The organism is Dysosmobacter sp. Phy (assembly GCF_054476235.1).
Map to the genome: position 1 here is coordinate 382,424 of NZ_CM136997.1, position 17,076 is coordinate 399,499.

At 62.6% G+C, this 17,076-nt stretch carries 14 protein-coding genes; 1 reads left to right on the forward strand and 13 read right to left on the reverse strand.

Translation table 11 applies throughout. The annotated features are described in order from the left end of the window. Positions 1–51: 51 nt before the first annotated feature. From topA to ACVDHE_RS01845, 11 genes are all read right to left on the reverse strand, one after another. A complete protein-coding gene (topA, locus tag ACVDHE_RS01795) occupies positions 52–2,472 on the reverse strand; it encodes a type I DNA topoisomerase (protein ID WP_458885418.1) in 2,421 nt (806 codons plus the stop codon). Between the two features lie 104 nt (positions 2,473–2,576). Further along, on the reverse strand, positions 2,577–3,758 hold the full coding sequence (dprA, locus tag ACVDHE_RS01800) for a DNA-processing protein DprA (RefSeq protein WP_458885419.1): 1,182 nt from the start codon (positions 3,756–3,758) through the stop codon (positions 2,577–2,579). Continuing rightward, positions 3,752–4,528, reverse strand: coding sequence for a TrmH family RNA methyltransferase (locus tag ACVDHE_RS01805; RefSeq protein WP_325284754.1), 777 nt, complete (start codon positions 4,526–4,528; stop codon positions 3,752–3,754). Before ACVDHE_RS01805 ends, dprA begins: the two co-directional genes overlap by 7 nt. 79 nt (positions 4,529–4,607) lie before the next feature. Then, complete coding sequence (gene lysS / locus ACVDHE_RS01810) at positions 4,608–6,554, reverse strand: lysine--tRNA ligase (protein ID WP_458885420.1); 1,947 nt, start codon at positions 6,552–6,554, stop codon at positions 4,608–4,610. Between the two features lie 12 nt (positions 6,555–6,566). Then, on the reverse strand, positions 6,567–7,040 hold the full coding sequence (greA, locus tag ACVDHE_RS01815; RefSeq protein WP_213039347.1) for a transcription elongation factor GreA: 474 nt from the start codon (positions 7,038–7,040) through the stop codon (positions 6,567–6,569). Positions 7,041–7,155: 115 nt separating this feature from the next. Beyond that, entirely contained in the window at positions 7,156–7,917 is a 762-nt protein-coding gene (locus ACVDHE_RS01820) for a hypothetical protein (RefSeq protein WP_458885421.1), read from the reverse strand. Between the two features lie 74 nt (positions 7,918–7,991). Continuing rightward, positions 7,992–9,233 carry a murein hydrolase activator EnvC family protein gene (locus ACVDHE_RS01825; RefSeq protein WP_458885422.1) on the reverse strand — a complete coding sequence of 414 codons (1,242 nt, stop codon included), beginning with the start codon at positions 9,231–9,233 and terminating at the stop codon, positions 7,992–7,994. Between the two features lie 10 nt (positions 9,234–9,243). Then, the gene (gene ftsX, locus ACVDHE_RS01830) at positions 9,244–10,131 is read right to left on the reverse strand and encodes a permease-like cell division protein FtsX (protein ID WP_213039350.1); all 888 of its coding nucleotides are present in this window, start codon (positions 10,129–10,131) and stop codon (positions 9,244–9,246) included. After that, complete coding sequence (ftsE, locus tag ACVDHE_RS01835; protein WP_213039351.1) at positions 10,124–10,816, reverse strand: cell division ATP-binding protein FtsE; 693 nt, start codon at positions 10,814–10,816, stop codon at positions 10,124–10,126. The genes ftsX and ftsE overlap by 8 nt, the downstream gene beginning before the upstream one ends. Before the next feature lie 225 nt (positions 10,817–11,041). Beyond that, a complete protein-coding gene (locus tag ACVDHE_RS01840; RefSeq protein ID WP_213039352.1) occupies positions 11,042–12,133 on the reverse strand; it encodes a PucR family transcriptional regulator in 1,092 nt (363 codons plus the stop codon). 157 nt (positions 12,134–12,290) lie between these two features. Then, positions 12,291–13,010: a pseudouridine synthase gene (locus tag ACVDHE_RS01845; RefSeq protein ID WP_325284756.1), complete on the reverse strand. Its 720-nt coding sequence runs from the start codon at positions 13,008–13,010 to the stop codon at positions 12,291–12,293. 109 nt (positions 13,011–13,119) lie between these two features. Between ACVDHE_RS01845 and ACVDHE_RS01850 the strand changes: the two genes are divergently transcribed. Further along, positions 13,120–13,587: a DUF4830 domain-containing protein gene (locus tag ACVDHE_RS01850; protein ID WP_458885423.1), complete on the forward strand. Its 468-nt coding sequence runs from the start codon at positions 13,120–13,122 to the stop codon at positions 13,585–13,587. Positions 13,588–13,647: 60 nt separating this feature from the next. Here the strand turns inward: ACVDHE_RS01850 and tuf are convergent, their stop codons facing one another. Next, positions 13,648–14,850: an elongation factor Tu gene (gene tuf, locus ACVDHE_RS01855; RefSeq protein ID WP_325284758.1), complete on the reverse strand. Its 1,203-nt coding sequence runs from the start codon at positions 14,848–14,850 to the stop codon at positions 13,648–13,650. A 114-nt stretch (positions 14,851–14,964) separates the two neighbouring features. Next, the gene (gene fusA, locus ACVDHE_RS01860; RefSeq protein WP_458885424.1) at positions 14,965–17,070 is read right to left on the reverse strand and encodes an elongation factor G; all 2,106 of its coding nucleotides are present in this window, start codon (positions 17,068–17,070) and stop codon (positions 14,965–14,967) included. Positions 17,071–17,076: the final 6 nt, after the last annotated feature.

Here is a 17,076-nt window from a genome sequence, read left to right on the forward strand (position 1 = left end):
GTCCCTCTCTCTCGCATTTCCCGCCCCCGGCGGGGGCGGGTCCGCCGGGGGTCACGCCTGGGAGGCGTCTTTCTTGGCGGCGGATTTTTTCGCGGCGGTTTTGGTTCCGGTAGTCTTGGCCGCCGACTTTTTCGCGGCAGTCTTGGCAGCCGCAGCCTTGGATGCCGTCTTTTTCGCCGTGGTCTTGGTCGCAGCGGTCTTATCGGCCGTCTTTTTCACCGCGGGCTTTTTCGCAGTCTTGGCAGCGGTCTCTTTCGCCGCAGCCTTTTCGGCTGCCGGCGCGCCGTCCTGCTCCCCATCGGGAGCCGTCTCAGCGTCCTCGGTCTTTTTCTTGGGGTAGCCCCGCTTCTCCTCCGGCAGGAAGTTGCTGCACGCGGGGTTGATGCAGAAGGGCCGCTTGAAGCCCCGGCCGGCCTTTTTGAACATGGTCTGGCCGCAGACCGGGCAGTCGTCCTTCACCGGCACGTCCCAGGTCATGAAGTCGCACTTGGCGCTCTCATCCCGGCTGTTCATATGCTCGCAGCAGTAGTAGGTGTACTGCTTGTTGGTCTTTTTGCTGGTGCCGGTGCGCTTCATCAGCCGGCCGCCGCACTTGGGGCAGCGGCCCGGCATCTCCACCACCAACGGCATGGTGAAGCTGCACTCAGGATAGCCCGGGCAGGCCAGGAAGCGGCCGAACCGGCCGGACTTGACCACCAGATTCCGCCCGCACTCGGGGCAGATCTCCTCGCTGACCTCGTCGGGCACCTTGATGCGCACGCCATCCAGGTCCTTCTCCGCCTGCTTGAGATCCCGGTCAAAGTCCCCGTAGAAGTCCCGCAGGACGCTCTTCCAGGGCGTGGCACCCTCTTCCACAGAGTCCAGCTTCTGCTCCATGTGGGCGGTGAATTTCAGATCGGCAATGTCGGTGAATTTGTCCTTCATCAGCTCCGTCACCACCCGGCCCAGGTTGGTGATGTGGAGATACTTGCCCTCCTTCATCACATACTCCCGGTCCAGAATGGTGGACACGGTGGGCGCGTAGGTGGAGGGCCGGCCGATGCCCTGCTCCTCCATGGCGCGGATGAGGGTGGCGTCGGTGTAGTGGGCCGGGGGCTGGGTGAAGTGCTGATCCCGGGAGAAGTCCTTGAGCGTCAGGATCTCCCCCTCCCGCAGGGCCGGCAGGGGCGACTCCTTCTCCTCCTTCTCCTCGTCCTTGCCCTCCTCGTACACGGCGGTGTAGCCGGAGAATTTCAGGCTGGAGGAGCTGGAGCGGAAGCTGTGGCCCGCGGCGTCAATGTCCACGGAGACGCTGTCGTAGACGGCGTTGGCCATCTGGCAGGCCACATACCGGCTCCAGATCAGCTTGTAGAGCCGGTACTGCTCCCCGGTCAGGTCTTTTTTCAGCTGCTCCGGGGTCCACTCCACGTTGCTGGGGCGGATGGCCTCGTGGGCGTCCTGGGCATTGGCCTTTGCCTTGTAGCGGTGGGCCTGGGGGGGATAGTAGTCCCGGCCGTACCGGCTGAGGATGAACTGCTTGGTGGCGGCAATGGCCTCCTCGCTGATCCGCAGGGAGTCGGTACGCATATAGGTGATGAGGCCCACGGAGCCCTCGCCCTCGATGTCCACGCCCTCGTAGAGCTGCTGGGCGATGGCCATGGTCCGCCGGGGCGTCATGGAGAGCTTCCGGGACGCCTCCTGCTGCATGGTGGAGGTGGTGAAGGGCGGCGAGGGGCTGCGCTGCTTGTCGGTGCGTTTGACACTCTTGACCGTAAAGGCGGCGTTCTCCGTCTCACGGACCACGGCGTCCACCTCGGCGGCGGACTTGAGCTCCGCCTTCTTGCCGTCCTTGCCGTGGTAGCGGGCGGCGAAGGGGATCTTCTTGAGATCGCTGCCCAGGAGATTGGCGTCCAGGGTCCAGTACTCCTCCGGCTGGAAGGCCGCGATCTCCCGGTCCCGGTCGTCCACCATCCGGGTGGCCACGGACTGGACCCGCCCGGCGGAGAGGCCCCGGCGGATCTTCTTCCACAGCAGGGGGCTGAGCTCATAGCCCACGATCCGATCCAGGATGCGGCGGGCCTGCTGGGCATCCACCAGGTTCTGGTCGATGTCCCGGGGGGCCTGGATGCTCTCCTGGACCACCTTCTTGGTGATCTCATTGAAGGTCACCCGCCGGGTCTTTTCGTCCGGCAGGTTCAAAAGCTGCTTGAGGTGCCAGGAGATGGCCTCCCCCTCCCGGTCCGGGTCGGTGGCCAGATACACCATGTCGGCGCTCTTGGCGGATTTTTTCAGGGCGGAGATGATGTCCTCCTTGCCCTTGATGGGCTGGTAGACCGGCTCGAAGTCGTGCTCCAGGTCCACGCCCAGCACGCTCTTGGGCAGGTCCCGCAGGTGGCCCATGCAGGCGGTGACCTCAAAGTCCTTGCCCAGGTATTTTCCGATGGTTTTGGCCTTCGCGGGAGACTCCACGATGACCAGGCTGTGCTTTGCCATAGTTACCTCCGAATTCGGACGGGGCCCCGCCCCGGCCGCTCTTTCCCCCAAAGCCCCTGCGGGAATCGTCTCCGGGCCGGGGAAGGTCCCGGAGGCGGACGGTCTCACTCCGTCAGTGTCACGGCGCGGGTGTACCGCTTGCCGCTGTGCTGTTCAATCAGATGCTCGATCTCCAGCACCGTCAGGGCGGAAAGGACCCGGCGGATGGGAAGGTCGGTCAGCTCAACAAGATCGTCCACCAGCATGGGCTCCTCCGCCGGGAGGGCCCGCAGCAGGGCGATCTGGTCGTCGGTCAGGCTCAGGTCATTGCGGGAGAGGCTCACGGAGGGCGGCACCGGCTTTGCCTCCTCCTTCTGCCGGGCCTGATAGCCCAGCACCTGAGGCCGGTGCCGGGCCTCCTCCGGCCGCAGTTTGCCCGGAAACCGCTCCGCGTAAAAGTTCAGGATGTCCCGGGCGTCCGTCACGATCCCCCCGCCGTCCCGGATCAGCTCATTGCAGCCCACACTGGTGGGCGCGTCGATGGGTCCGGGAACGGCGAACACATCCCGGCCCTGCTCCGTGGCCGTGCCGGCTGTGATGAGGGCGCCGCTGCGCTCCGGGGCCTCCACCACCACGGTGCCTATACACAGCCCGGAGAGGATGCGATTGCGGACAGGAAAATGCCAGGCGGCGGGTTCCGCCCCCGGCGGATACTCGCTCAAAAGCACGCCCGCGGCAGCCACGTCCTCATAGAGGTATCGGCTCTCCGGCGGATAGGGCACATCCAGGCCGTTGCCCACCACCGCCGCGGTGACGCCGCCGGAGCGGAGGGCACCCCGGGTGGCCGCGGCGTCGATGCCCCGGGCCAGGCCCGTGACCACCACGGCGCCGCCCCGGGTCAATCCGTAGCCCAGCTTCTCCGCGCAGGCGATGCCGTAGGGCGTGCAGTCCCGGGTGCCGACCACGGCCAGCGCCGCTTCCTCGTCAAAGACCGGCAGGCGGCCCCGGACGTACAGCAGGCAGGGCGGGTCGTAGATGTTCTTCAGCCGGCCGGGATAGGCCGCGTCCTGGAGGGTCAGGATGCGGAGATCCAGCCGCTGGCACTCCGCCAGGATCCGGTCCGCGGCGGAGAGGTCCTTGTTTTTCACCAGCGCCGCCTGCGCCCGGGTGATGCCCTCGGTCAGCAGCACCTCCTCCGGGTCCGCGTAGTACACGTCCTCGGGCGTTGGAAAATGGCGCAGCAGAGCCAGCCGGGTCTGGTTGGTCAGGCCCGGCAGCTCTGTCAGCCACAGCCAGTATTTCAGCATGGCGCACGCCTCCCGTCGTTCCTGGCGCCCTCCCACAACACCACGGCGGCGGCCACCGCCGCGTTGAGGGACTCGCAGGTGTCGTTCATGGGGATCTTGACGGTCCGGCCGCACAGGGCCAGGGCCTCCTTGGAGATCCCCCGCCCCTCACTGCCGATGACCACGGCGCAGTGGGCGAGGTCCACATCCCGGACATCGGCGGTATCCTCCATGAGGGCGGTAGCGTACAATGGCAGCCCCGCGGCGCGCACCAGCTCCGCCGCCCGCTCCAGGGAGCAGGCATAGGCGGGGCGCCGGAACTGGACCCCCATGCCTGCCCGTAAGGTCTTGGGGTTATAGAGGTCGGCGCACCCGGGCAGCAGCAGCACTGTCCAGCCAAAGGCGTCGGCGGTGCGGAGAATGGTACCCACATTGCCCGGATCCTGGACGCCGTCCAGCAGCAGATACCGGCCCGGCTCCAGCCGCTCCGGCGGGTCTGTGGAGGCCATGGCGCAGGAGAACACCACCCCCTGGGGCGTCTCCATGGGGCTGACGGAGCGCATGACGCTCTCCGTCACCTGGGAGGCCCGGGCGGCGGCAGACAGGGGCGGCAGGTCCGTCCCCTCGGTATACAGCACCGCCGTGACGGTCTGGCCCCACAGCAGCGCCTCCCGCAGCAGCTTGGGGCTGTCGCACAGGCACTCCCCGGTCCTCTCCCGGTAGGCCCGGGAGGAGGCCAGCTTGCGGAAGTGGGTACACAGGGGATTGGTCCGGCTGGTAATGGTCTCCATAGCGGCTCCTTTTGATAACCTCCCCCACCGGAGGGAGGGGGTGCGTCCCCGGACCTTTTGGCCCGGGGACGGAAATGGTTTAATAGAGCTTGGCGCCCGCGGGGATACGGTCGTCCACCATCAGGCAGTGGAGCTTCTCTGCGCCCTCCTCGTGGTGGATGGCGGAGATGATCATGCCGCAGGAGTCAATGCCCATCATCTTCCGGGGCGGCAGGTTCGTAATGGCGATCAGTGTCTTGCCCACCAGCTCCTCGGGCTCATAGGTGTCGTGGATGCCGCTGAGGATCACCCGGTCGGTGCCGGAGCCGTCGTCCAGGACGAATTTCAGCAGCTTTTTGCTCTTGGGCACGGCCGTGCATTCCTTCACCTTCACTGCCCGGAAGTCGGACCGGCTGAAGGTCTCGAAATCCACGAAGTCGGCGAACAGCGGCTCGATCTCCACCTTGGAAAAATCGATAGCCGCCGGGGCCGCCTCCACCTTGGGGGCGCTGGCCTTGGGCGCGTCCGCCGCCTTCTCCTCTTTCTTCGCGCCCTCGGGCTTCATGGTGGGGAAGAGGATCACTTCCCGGATGGTGTCGGCCCCGGTCAGGAGCATGACGCACCGGTCGATGCCCATGCCCATGCCGCCGGTGGGCGGCATGCCGTACTCCAGGGCGGTGAGGAAGTCCTCGTCCAGCATCTCCGTCTCCTCGTCGCCCCGCTCCCGCTGCTCCACCTGCTTTTCAAAGCGCTCTCGCTGGTCGATGGGGTCGTTGAGCTCGGAGTAGGCGTTGGCCAGCTCGCTGCGGCAGATGAACAGCTCGAACCGCTCGGTGAGCCGGGGATCCGCCGGGCTGCGCTTGGTCAGCGGAGACACTTCCACCGGGTACATGGTGATAAAGGTGGGCTGGACCAGCTGCTCCTCCACCTTCTGGTCGAAGCAGGCGTACAGGGCGTTGCCCCAGGTCTTTTCGGCGGCGTCCGCCAGCTCCACGCCGATGGCCTTGGCAGCGGAGACGGCCTCGGCGTCGTCGGTGATGGCGCCGAAGTCCACTCCGGCATACTCCTTCACGGCGTCCACCATGGTCAGCCGGCGCCAGCCGGGGGTCAGGTCGATGTCCTCGCCCTGCCACTGGACCTGATAGGTGCCCAGGATGGCCTGGGCGGCGCCGGAGAGGATGCCCTCGGCAATGTCCATCATGCCGTGGAAATCCGTGTAGGCCTGGTACAGCTCCACGGTGGTAAACTCGGGGTTGTGCTTGGGGTCCATACCCTCGTTGCGGAAGATACGGCCGATCTCATACACCCGGTCCATGCCGCCCACGATCAGCCGCTTCAGGGGCAGCTCCGTGGCGATGCGCATATACATGTCGATGTCCAGGGTGTTGTGGTGGGTGATGAAGGGCCGGGCGGCGGCGCCGCCGGCGATGGTGTTCAAAACCGGGGTCTCCACCTCGATATAGCCCATGTCGTCCAGGTAGTTGCGCATGAACTTGATGAACCGGGATCGGATGGCGAAATTGCGCTTGACCTCCGGGTTCACCATCAGGTCCACATACCGCTGGCGGAAGCGCAGCTCCTTGTCCTGGAGGCCGTGGAACTTCTCCGGCAGGGGCAGCAGGGACTTGCTCAGCAGGGTAATGGTCTTCGCCCGAACGCTCATCTCGCCCCGCTGGGTGCGGAACACCTCGCCGTCCACGCCCACGATGTCGCCGATGTCGTACTTCTTGAACTGCTTGTAGATCTCCTCATCCATCTCGTCCTGACGGGCGTAGAGCTGGATGCGGCCGTCGCGGTCCTGGAGGTCGCAGAAGCTGACCTTGCCCATGCCCCGCTTGCTCATGAGGCGCCCGGCCACCTTGACGCTCTGGCCCTCCAGAGCGTCAAAATTCTCCTTGATCTGAGCGGAGGTGTGGTCCCAGTCGAAGCGGGTGATCTGGAAGGGGTCCCGGCCCTCGGCCTGGAGGGCGGCGAGCTTCTCCCGGCGGACCTTGCTCTGCTGGCTCAGGTCCTGCTCGGGCTGCTGGTTCGTCTTTTGTTCAGCCATCTCTTCCGCTCCTTACCGCTCGATCTTACGCACCGTGTACACGATGGCGCCCTGGGGAGCCTCCACGGTGACGGTGTCACCCTCCTTGGCACCCACCAGGGCCTTGCCGAAGGGGGACTCCTCGGAGATGGCGCCGTGCATGGGATCCGCCTCCTGGGAGCCCACGATCTTATAGGCGGGCAGTTCCTTGCCGCTCTTATCGGCCACGGTCACGCGGCAGCCGATGGTGACCACATTGGTGGGGGCGTTGGCCTCGTCCACGATGACCACGTGCTGGAGGATCTCCTCCAGTTCGGCAATGCGGGAGTACAGCTTGCCCTGCTCGTTCTTGGCCTCGTCGTACTCGCTGTTCTCGCTCAGGTCGCCGAAGCCCCGGGCCACCTTGATCTGCTCAGCCACCTCGTCGGAACGAGTGGTCTTGAGATAATTCAGTTCCTCCTGCAGCTCCTGCGCCCGGGCCGCGCTCATCTTGTACTCTTTTTCCATGTCCAAAGTTCCTTTCCGCATTCTATTTTCCTGGGAAAATGGCCCCTCCATCTCCCTGAACATACTTATTCTATAATATCATAGAGTTGTATTATAGAGGTTGGATTTCAGAATGTCAAGCGCCAGAGCCATTTCCCGCCGCTGCGCTCCGTCCCAGGGAGATCTGACCAGGCCGCAGGGCGCCGCTCTCCCGCAGCGCTGCCAGAAGCTGGATGCGGCAGCAGCCTGCCGGCAGCTGCTCCTCCAGCGCCGGCGGCAGCAGCAGCGGCGGCAGAGGTGCCTCGCTACCCCGGTAAGCCTCTACCACCACCGGATTGTTCCGGCGCAGATCCGTCCGGGGCGCGAAGAGCACCAGGGCCTCCGCCTCCCCCAGCCGGGCCAGATCCGGCTCCAGCCGCAGCGCCACGCCGTACTCCCGCCGCAGCCGGCCCGCCAGGTCCGGTCCGCCGTAGGGGACGTCCAGCAGCACATACCGGCACCGCAGGGACAGCTCCGTCACAGTCCGCACCAGTTCGGCGCTCATGGCATCTGCCGACACCGCCACCGTCCCTCCGCTCAGCCCCCGGTCCTCCAGTCCCCGGCAGGTCTGCTCCGCCGCCAGCTCCCGCCGCAGTGCCAGGGTGTCCACCGCTCCGATCCCCCGCTTTTCCAATACATCCCCATATGCAAAGGCATCCGGAAGCACCACCCGCCGTACCCCGGCCTTTTCCAGCTTTCGGGCTGCGGCAGCCGCCCGACGCCGGATCACCGCCGCCGGAGTCCGCGGTCCCCGCGCCACCTGAACGCTGTAAAGATGCGTATGGAGCACCATCCGTTCCGCTGTTTTTACAGCCCGTTGTCCCCGCTCCGGCGGGACCCAGATCCACAGTCCAAACATAAAAAACCGCCTCCCGCTCCATACCTACGGAGCGGGAGGGCAGTTTATGTGTCTTTTCAGAAGGAGGCGCAGGATCAGGCCGAACCGGACAGCGTATAGCCTGTGAGATAGCCCATCCGGGGCTCAGCGCCGTCGCTCAGGGGATTGACCCGAACGCCGTTCTCCGTCACCTCGAAGTGCAGGTGGGGTCCCGTGGAGTTGCCGGTGGAGCCAGTGATGCCAATGACATCGCCCTGGTTGACGTACTGTCCCACAGATACCTTCCGGCTGGACATATGAGCATACAGGGTGGTGTTGCCGGGACCGTGGGAGATAGCCACGTAGTTTCCATAGGAACTGGAGTACTGGGAGACAATGACGGTGCCGGCCTTGGAGGCGTAAATGGGGCTGGTGTAGCCCACCCGGCCGATGTCGGTGCCCTTGTGGTTGGTGGAGCCGATGCCGCCGGGAGAGGCACGGCCGCCCACGGTGGAGGTGATATAGCGGCTGTCCACCGGCCAGATGTAGCCGCCGGGATTGGACTGAACGGAGTTTCCATTGGCAGCCTGCTGGGCGATCAGCTGCTCATTGAGCCGCTGGATCTCCGCCCGAATGGCATCCTGCTCCGCCTCCAGCTCGTCCAGGGCGGCCTCCGTCTCGCTTTCGTTGGCGGCCAGCTGCTGAATCAGGGCATTGGCCTCGCTGCGCTGGGTATTCAGCTCGCTCTTGCGGGCCTCCAGCTCACTCTTGGCCGCTTCTTCCTCGGCCTTGTTGGTTTCCAGCTCCGTCTTGGCGGTCTCGATCTGGGCCTGCAGGTCTTTCAGCTGGTCGATCACCCGTTGGTCGGCAGCCATGATCTCATTGATCATGTCCAGCCGGCTGAGCAGGTCCGTGAAGCTGTCCGCCCGGAACAGCACGGACCAGTAACTGACCTCGCCCCGCTTTTCCATGGCCCGGACCCGGTCGCAGAACAGGTCGTACTGGGCCGCCTCGTCCTCCTGGGCCTGGATCAGTTCCTCTTCCTTCTGGGAGATCAGGGCAGCATACTGCTGGATCTGCTCCTCCACGTTGGAAATCTGGGCGGAGGTATTGGCGATCTGCTGGTCCAGCAGGGTCTTGCGCTCCATGGCGGTGCTTTTGTCCGCAGCAAGGGACTCCAGCTTGGCCTGGAGCTCCTTCTTCTCGGCGCTGAGGTCGTTGGACTCGTTTTTCAGTGCGTCGATGTCCGCCTGGGTCACCGCCAGGGCCGGCGTCAGTTCTGCGGCGGACAGCAGCAGCGCCATGGTCAAAGCCAGCAGGGCCTGGAAAAAGCGGCGTCCTTTGGTCTGTTTCTTCATAAGCCGCACCTCACACTTGCAGGAATTTCCGAATGGCGGAGAGGCTGCCTCCCACACCCACCAATACGCCGGCACCGGCGAAGGTGGCAGCTACCGGCAGCCACAGCCGGTTAAAGGGGATAATCTCGATCAGCTGCATGGTGTCGTTGGTATCCACCCCCTGCGCCACCGCTGCATACAGCGCCCACTGGAGCCCGAAGGCGATCACGGCGCCCAGAATACCGATCATCAGGCCCTCGTACACGAAGGGCCAGCGGATAAAGCCGTTGGTAGCGCCCACCATCCGCATGATGGCGATTTCATCCCGCCGGTCAAAGGTGGTGAGCTTGATGGTGTTGGAGATGATGAACACCGACACGATGAACAAAATGGCGATCAGGGCCACGCACACCACCGTTGCCACGTTCCGGACCGTCAAGAATCCGCCGGCAATCTCCTCGTGGGCGTTGACATCGGTGATACCATCCACTTCTTCCACCCGGCTGCAGGTCTGGGACTGCTGGGACAGGTCCTCCACCTTGATGGCGTAGCGGTCCTGGAAGATCGCCGGGTCCAGATTCTGGAACAGCTCCTCGTCGGGGTAGTCGGCGGCGAAGTCCTCCGTGGCCTGTTCCTTGGAGATAAAGGTGGCGGAGACCACATTGGGGATGGCCTCCAGCTCCTTTTGCAGGGCCTTTGCCTGAGCGGTGGAGTAGCTGTCGTCCACATAGGCCAGGATCTCATTTTCCTGCTCCAGGTCCAGCAGCAGGGCGTTGGCGTTCACCGCTACCAGGGTAAAGGTCCCCATGATCAAAAGGCAAGCCACCGTGATGCCGATGGCGGCAAAGGACATGAAGCCATGGCTGAACATGTTGCTGATGCCCTCATGGAAAAAATAGCCGAAATTGTGCTTAGCCATGGATGTGTCCTCCCACATAGCCGCCCACGCCATCGCTGGTGACATGGCCGGATTCAATCGTGACGACCCGCTTGCCGAAGCGGTCCACCAGATCCTTCTCATGGGTCACCACCACCACGGTGGTGCCCAGCTGGTTGATCTTCACCAACAGGCTCATCAGCTCCAGAGACCGCTCCGGGTCCAGGTTGCCGGTGGGCTCGTCGGCGATGATGGTATCGGGATTGTTGACCAGGGCTCGGGCAATGGCCACCCGCTGCTGCTCACCGCCGGAGAGCTCTGTGGGATAGCTGTTGGCCTTCTCCTCCAGCCCTACCAGCCGCAGCACATAGGGGATGCGCTTGCGGATCTCTTTCAGGGGGGATCCCACCGCCCGCATGACGAACTCCAGATTCTCGTAGACGGTCTTTTTCTCGATCAGACGGAAGTCCTGGAAAATGACGCCCAGAGTCCGGCGCATCAGCGGAACCTGACGCTCCGAGATGTTGCTGACGGAGAAGCCGTTGATCATGATGCGGCCGGCGCAGGGTTCCACTTCCCCGGTCAGCAGCTTGATGATGGTGGACTTGCCGGAGCCGGAGGGGCCCACCAAAAAGACGAACTCTCCGTCCTCAATGGTCAGACTGATACCCTGGATAGCCTTGGTCCCGTTCTCATATTCCATTTCCACATCTTTCAAGCGTATCATGAGCCACCTCGCGCGTTTACTTGCCGAAACGCCTGCCGCCGGTTCGGCAGCAGGTCGACATAATTCTTCATACAGGCACATTATATACGGTTTTTCCCCCGCGCGCAACAACAACTTGCCCTGGCCCCGTAAAAAAAGTAACAAAAATGACAGTCTTTTCCCGGCGCCCGAAAAAAACTCCGCGGCTGCCGCCGCGGAGTTTTGCAGATACGGATGTATGCCGGATCAGGAGTCGATTCCCCGGCTGGTCAGGTACTTCTTGACCATCAGGGCCACCTTGAAGGTGATGGCATCGTCAAACTCCCGCAGATCCAGGCCGGTGAGTTTCTTGATCTTCTCCAGCCGATATACCAGGGTGTTGCGGTGGACAAAGAGCTTCCGGGCGGTCTCGGAGACGTTGAGGTTGTTCTCGAAGAACTTGTGGATAGTGAACAGCGTCTCCTTGTCCAGGGCGTCAATGGGGTTCTTCTTGAAGACCTCCTGGAGGAACATCTCGCACAGAGTGGTGGGCAGCTGGTAGATCAGGCGGCCGATGCCCAGGTTCTCGTAGTTGATGACATATTTCTCCGTGTCAAAGACCTTGCCCACCTCAATGGCGATCTGGGCCTCCTTGTAGCTCTTGGCCAGATCCCGCAGGTGGGTAGCCACAGTGCCGATGCCCACCACCACAGTGGGTTCGCTGCCGGAGCGGAGGGTCTCTTCGATTGCAGAGGCGATCTTGTTCAGATCCTTCAATCCGGTGCCGTCGGGCATCTGGCGGATCAGCACCACGTCGCCCTCGCCGATGCTGAGGACAAAGTCGTTCTGCCGGTCCGGGAACAGGGACTGGACCACATCGGTGGGCACGGACTCCCCCTTGCGTAAGGAGCGAACCACAAACACGCCCCGGGGCACGTCTGCCGTGACCCGAAGTTCCTTGGCCCGCATATAGATGTCGCCCAGCATGATGTTGTCGGAAATGATGTCCTTGATGAAGGACCCCCGGTCGTGCTTCTCCTCGTAATAGGACTTGGCTGCATTAAGCGCCACGGTAGCCATGGCGCAGACGGTGCGGCTGACCTCATTGTCGCCGAAGGCAAAGGCGGCATAATCAAACTGGTTGCCCCAGCCGTTGAGCGCCTTGAAGGTTTTTCCCTCCGAGGAGATCATGGAGCCGCCGGCGCCGTTGATCACAGGCACATGCTCTGCCCAGCGCTGGCCGATCATGGACAGTTCACTGCAGGCAATGACGATCCCCTCGGCGTCAATGACGCCCACCGTGCGATCAGTGTTCTCCTTTAGCTGCAGCACCACATTTTGAAAAATTCTTCCAGACATGGTCGTCCTCCTCACCTTAACTCACACGGTCATCTTGTGCATTTTGTCAATGATAATATTATATCGGTAATTTTGGCAAATTGCAAGACGTTTTTTCTTTTTTCAACAAAAAAGCTGTCACCTTTTTGTCGAAGATTTGAATTTTATTCTGCCTACCTCAAAAATTTTTCAACTGGTCCTGCTCTTTATCTGTCAAAAAACGATACTTACCCTTCTCCAAAGCCGGATCCAAGGTCAAATTGCCCATTCGTAATCGTTTGAGATAGAGTACCGGCTTGCCCAGCTGGCCAAGCATCCGCTTGATCTGGTGGAATTTTCCCTCCCGCAGCGTCACGAGCGCCTCACTCTCCTCCCCCGCCGTCAGGATCTCCAGTCCGGCCGGCAGGCACCGCAGGCCGTCGGCCAGGGTCATGCCCGCTTCAAAGGCGGCACAGTCCGCCTCTGTCAGACGCCCGGCGGTGCGGACATAGTAGACCTTATCCACATGATGCCGGGGGGAGAGCAGATCGTGGGCCAGCTGTCCGTCGTTGGTCAGGAGGAGCAGCCCCTCCGTGTCCTTGTCCAGCCGCCCCACCGGAAACAGACCCTGGCGCCGCAGCTCCGCCGGCAGCAGGTCCAGCACCGTGGGGCCCCGGCCGTCCTCTGTGGCGGAGAGATAGCCCGCAGGCTTGTGGAGCATGACCCAGGTACAGCGGCGGTAGCACAGGGGCTCGCCGTCCACCAGGATCTCCGCCGTCTCCGGGTCTGCCTTCTCAGCCGTGTCCCGGACGGCCCTGCCGTCCACTAGGATCCGCCCCTGCCGGGCCAGGAGCTTTACCTCCCGCCGGGAAAAACGGCCGGTGGAAGCGATGATCTTGTCCAGGCGCTGTGATTCCATATATATGCGTGCTCCTCTCAGGTATCCGCCTTTAAGCGGCTGCTTATCTTTTTCACATGGTATCATAATCCCGGCGAAAAATGAATAGGAAGATGCAGGAGGGATGCACATGGTGATTTGGACCGCGCGATTTTCCAAAAGAGCGAAAGCTGTTCTGCTGCTGATCGTCCTGGCCCTGGCGGCGGCAGCGGTGTTCCTGCTGCTGGGCCGGAGCGGCGGGGAACCGGCGCCCGCCGTCACACTGACCACCAACGAGGACCGGGTGGCCTATCTTCAGTCCCTGGGCTGGGAGGTGGAGCCGGAGCCGGTGGAGACCTTGCAGTTCCTGCTGCCGGAGGAGCTGGAGGAGCCGTATCTGACCTACAACGAGCTCCAGGCGGAGCAGGGCTTCGACCTGTCCGCCTGCTGCGGCAAGCAGGTCTCCCGCTACACCTACACCGTCACCAATTACCCTGGCCGGGCCGAGGGCGTCCAGGTCAACCTCTACGTCTGTGAGGAGATGCCGGTGGCTGGAGACATCCTCTGCGCAGGAGCCGACGGCTTTCAGGATACCCTGGCCTTTCCGGAGGCGCCGTGAGGCAAAAAAAGAACTGCCGCATACGCGGCAGTTCTTTTTATACGCTGGATGAGAGGGAGATTACTCGCCCACCTCGGTGACAGCGCCGGAACCAACGGTACGGCCGCCCTCACGGATAGCGAAGCGGAGGCCCTTCTCAATGGCGATGGGGGTGATCAGCTCAACGCTCATCTCCACGTTATCGCCGGGCATGCACATCTCGACGCCCTCGGGCAGGGTGATCACGCCGGTAACGTCGGTGGTGCGGAAATAGAACTGAGGACGATAGTTATTGAAGAAGGGGGTGTGACGGCCGCCCTCGTCCTTGGACAGGACGTAGACCTGGCCCTTGAACTTGGTGTGGGGATGAATGGAACCGGGCTTAGCCAGAACCTGGCCGCGCTCGATGCCGTTGCGGTCCACGCCGCGCAGCAGGGCGCCGATGTTGTCGCCGGCCTCAGCGTAGTCCAGCAGCTTGTGGAACATCTCGATACCGGTAACGACGGTCTTCTTCTTCTCGTCGGTCAGGCCAACGATCTCGACTTCCTCGGACAGCTTCAGCACGCCGCGCTCCACACGGCCGGTGGCCACGGTGCCGCGGCCGGAGATGGTGAACACGTCCTCGACGGGCATCAGGAAGGGCATATCCTCCTTGCGGTCGGGAGTGGGGATATAGTCGTCAACAGCGTCCATCAGCTCCTTGATGCAGGCATACTCGGGAGCGTTGGGATCGGTGGACTCAGACACCAGGGCGTTCAGAGCGGAGCCCTTGATGATGGGAATGTCGTCGCCGGGGAACTCATACTTGGAGAGCAGCTCGCGGACTTCCATCTCCACCAGCTCCAGCAGCTCGGGATCGTCGACCTGATCGCACTTGTTCAGGAACACGACGATGGCGGGCACGCCCACCTGACGGGCCAGCAGGATGTGCTCACGGGTCTGAGCCATGGGGCCGTCGGAAGCGGCGATGACCAGGATGGCGCCGTCCATCTGAGCAGCGCCGGTGATCATGTTCTTGATATAGTCGGCGTGGCCCGGGCAGTCCACGTGGGCATAGTGACGCTTCTCGGTCTCATACTCCACGTGAGCGGTGTTGATGGTGATGCCGCGCTCCTTCTCCTCGGGAGCCTTATCGATGCTGTCATAAGCCTCGAACTGAGCCTTGCCCTGATAGGACAGCCACTTGGTGATAGCGGCGGTCAGAGTGGTCTTGCCATGGTCGACGTGACCAATGGTGCCGATGTTAACATGGGGCTTGGTTCTTTCAAATTTCTGCTTAGCCATTTGAAAATCCTCCTGTCAATTTTCAAAATCTGTGTTTGTTGCAACGTGAAATAATCAGCATTGCTTATTTTACCCTATCTTGCCGGGAAAAGCAATAACTTTTTCCAGCGGGTGTCAGTCCTGAGGCTTGGTGCGCTCGCTGACGATCTTGTCCCGCAGGCTCTTGGGCAGCTCCGCGTAGCTGTGGGGCTCCATGGTGTACTGACCGCGGCCCTGAGTGGCGGAACGCAGGTCGGTGGCGTAACCGAACATGTTGGACAGAGGCACCAGAGCGTCCACCTGCTGCGCACCGGGACGGGCCTCCTGGCCCAGGATCTGGCCGCGGCGGGCGGTCAGGTCGCCGATCACGGTGCCCAGGTAGTCGTCGGGGGCAATGACGGAGACCTTCATGATGGGCTCCAGCAGGACGGGATCTGCCTTGCGCATAGCCTCCTTGAAGGCCATGGAGCCGGCGATCTTGAACGCCATTTCGGAGGAGTCCACCTCGTGATAGGAGCCGTCGTACAGAGTGACCTTCACGTCCACAACGGGGAAGCCAGCCACAACACCGGCCTGCAGGGCGCCGCGGATACCGGCGTCGACAGCGGGGATAAACTCCTTGGGAATGGAGCCGCCCACAACGGCGTTGATGAACTCGTAACCCTTGCCGGACTCGTTGGGATCCAGCTTGATCTTGACGTGGCCGTACTGGCCGGAACCGCCGCTCTGGCGCTTGTACTTGGTGTCCTGATCCACGGACTTCTTGATGGTCTCCTTGTAGGCCACCTGGGGGGCGCCCACGTTGGCTTCCACCTTGAACTCACGCAGCAGACGGTCGACGATGATCTCCAGGTGCAGCTCGCCCATGCCGGCGATGATGGTCTGACCGGTCTCCTCGTCGGTGTAGGTCTTGAAGGTGGGGTCCTCCTCGGCCAGCTTGATCAGGGCCATGGTCATCTTCTCCTGACCGGCCTTGGTCTTGGGCTCGATGGCCACGCGGATCACGGGCTCGGGGAACTCCATGGACTCCAGGATGACGGGGTGCTTCTCATCGCACAGGGTGTCGCCGGTGGTGGTATTCTTCAGACCCACGGCGGCCTCGATATCGCCGGAGAAGACCTCCTCGATATCCTCGCGGTGATTGGCGTGCATCTGCAGGATCCGGCCGATGCGCTCCTTGACGTTCTTGGTGCTGTTGAGCACGGAGGAACCGGTGGTCAGGTGGCCGGAATAGACGCGGAAGAAGCTCAGACGGCCCACATAGGGGTCGGTCATGATCTTAAAGGCCAGGGCGGAGAAGGGGGCGTTGTCGTCAGAGGGACGCTCCTCCTCCTCGTCGGTCTTGGGATTGACGCCCTTGATGGGGGGCACATCCAGAGGAGAGGGCAGGTAGTCCACAATGGCGTCCAGCATCTTCTGAACACCCTTGTTCTTATAGGACGTGCCGCAGACCACGGGCACCATCTCATTGGCGATGGTGGCCTTGCGGATGGCGGCGCGGATCTTGGCCTGAGGAACTTCCTCACCGCCCAAGTACATCTCCATGATCTCATCGTCGAACATGGAGACGGCGTCCATCAGCTTCTCACGATACTCGGCGGCCAGGTCGGCCATGTCGGCGGGGATCTCCTCCACGCGCATGTCCTTGCCCAGGTCGTCATAGTAGATATCAGCGTTCATCTCCACCAGGTCGATGATGCCCTTGAAGGTATCCTCGGCGCCGATGGGCAGCTGAATGGGAACGGCGTTGCACTTGAGGCGGTCCTCAATCATGTGCAGCACGTTGTAGAAGTCCGCGCCCATGATATCCATCTTGTTGACGTAAATCATGCGGGGGACCTTGTAGTTATCGGCCTGGCGCCACACGGTCTCAGACTGGGGCTCCACGCCGCCCTTGGCGCACAGCACAGTCACGGAACCGTCCAGCACGCGCAGGGAGCGCTGGACCTCAACGGTGAAGTCCACGTGGCCCGGAGTGTCGATGATGTTGATCCGGGTGGGCTTGAACTGGTTCTTGGAACCAGACCAGAAGCAGGTGGTGGCGGCGGAGGTGATGGTGATGCCGCGCTCCTGTTCCTGCGCCATCCAGTCCATGGTGGCGGTGCCGTCATGGGTCTCACCGATCTTATAGTTCACGCCGGTGTAGAACAAGATACGCTCGGTAGTCGTGGTCTTGCCCGCATCGATGTGAGCCATAATGCCGATATTACGGGTATTTTCCAGAGATGTTTTTCTCGGCATACTGTC

What these genes read in the sequence shown, in the direction of transcription:
- topA (WP_458885418.1), bottom strand. Translation starts at nt 2,472, where the DNA reads ATGGCAAAGCACAGCCTGGTCATCGTGGAGTCTCCCGCGAAGGCCAAA.
- dprA (WP_458885419.1), bottom strand. Translation starts at nt 3,758, where the DNA reads ATGCTGAAATACTGGCTGTGGCTGACAGAGCTGCCGGGCCTGACCAAC.
- ACVDHE_RS01805 (WP_325284754.1), bottom strand. Translation starts at nt 4,528, where the DNA reads ATGGAGACCATTACCAGCCGGACCAATCCCCTGTGTACCCACTTCCGC.
- lysS (WP_458885420.1), bottom strand. Translation starts at nt 6,554, where the DNA reads ATGGCTGAACAAAAGACGAACCAGCAGCCCGAGCAGGACCTGAGCCAG.
- greA (WP_213039347.1), bottom strand. Translation starts at nt 7,040, where the DNA reads ATGGAAAAAGAGTACAAGATGAGCGCGGCCCGGGCGCAGGAGCTGCAG.
- ACVDHE_RS01820 (WP_458885421.1), bottom strand. Translation starts at nt 7,917, where the DNA reads ATGTTTGGACTGTGGATCTGGGTCCCGCCGGAGCGGGGACAACGGGCT.
- ACVDHE_RS01825 (WP_458885422.1), bottom strand. Translation starts at nt 9,233, where the DNA reads ATGAAGAAACAGACCAAAGGACGCCGCTTTTTCCAGGCCCTGCTGGCT.
- ftsX (WP_213039350.1), bottom strand. Translation starts at nt 10,131, where the DNA reads ATGGCTAAGCACAATTTCGGCTATTTTTTCCATGAGGGCATCAGCAAC.
- ftsE (WP_213039351.1), bottom strand. Translation starts at nt 10,816, where the DNA reads ATGATACGCTTGAAAGATGTGGAAATGGAATATGAGAACGGGACCAAG.
- ACVDHE_RS01840 (WP_213039352.1), bottom strand. Translation starts at nt 12,133, where the DNA reads ATGTCTGGAAGAATTTTTCAAAATGTGGTGCTGCAGCTAAAGGAGAAC.
- ACVDHE_RS01845 (WP_325284756.1), bottom strand. Translation starts at nt 13,010, where the DNA reads ATGGAATCACAGCGCCTGGACAAGATCATCGCTTCCACCGGCCGTTTT.
- ACVDHE_RS01850 (WP_458885423.1), top strand. Translation starts at nt 13,120, where the DNA reads ATGGTGATTTGGACCGCGCGATTTTCCAAAAGAGCGAAAGCTGTTCTG.
- tuf (WP_325284758.1), bottom strand. Translation starts at nt 14,850, where the DNA reads ATGGCTAAGCAGAAATTTGAAAGAACCAAGCCCCATGTTAACATCGGC.
- fusA (WP_458885424.1), bottom strand. Translation starts at nt 17,070, where the DNA reads ATGCCGAGAAAAACATCTCTGGAAAATACCCGTAATATCGGCATTATG.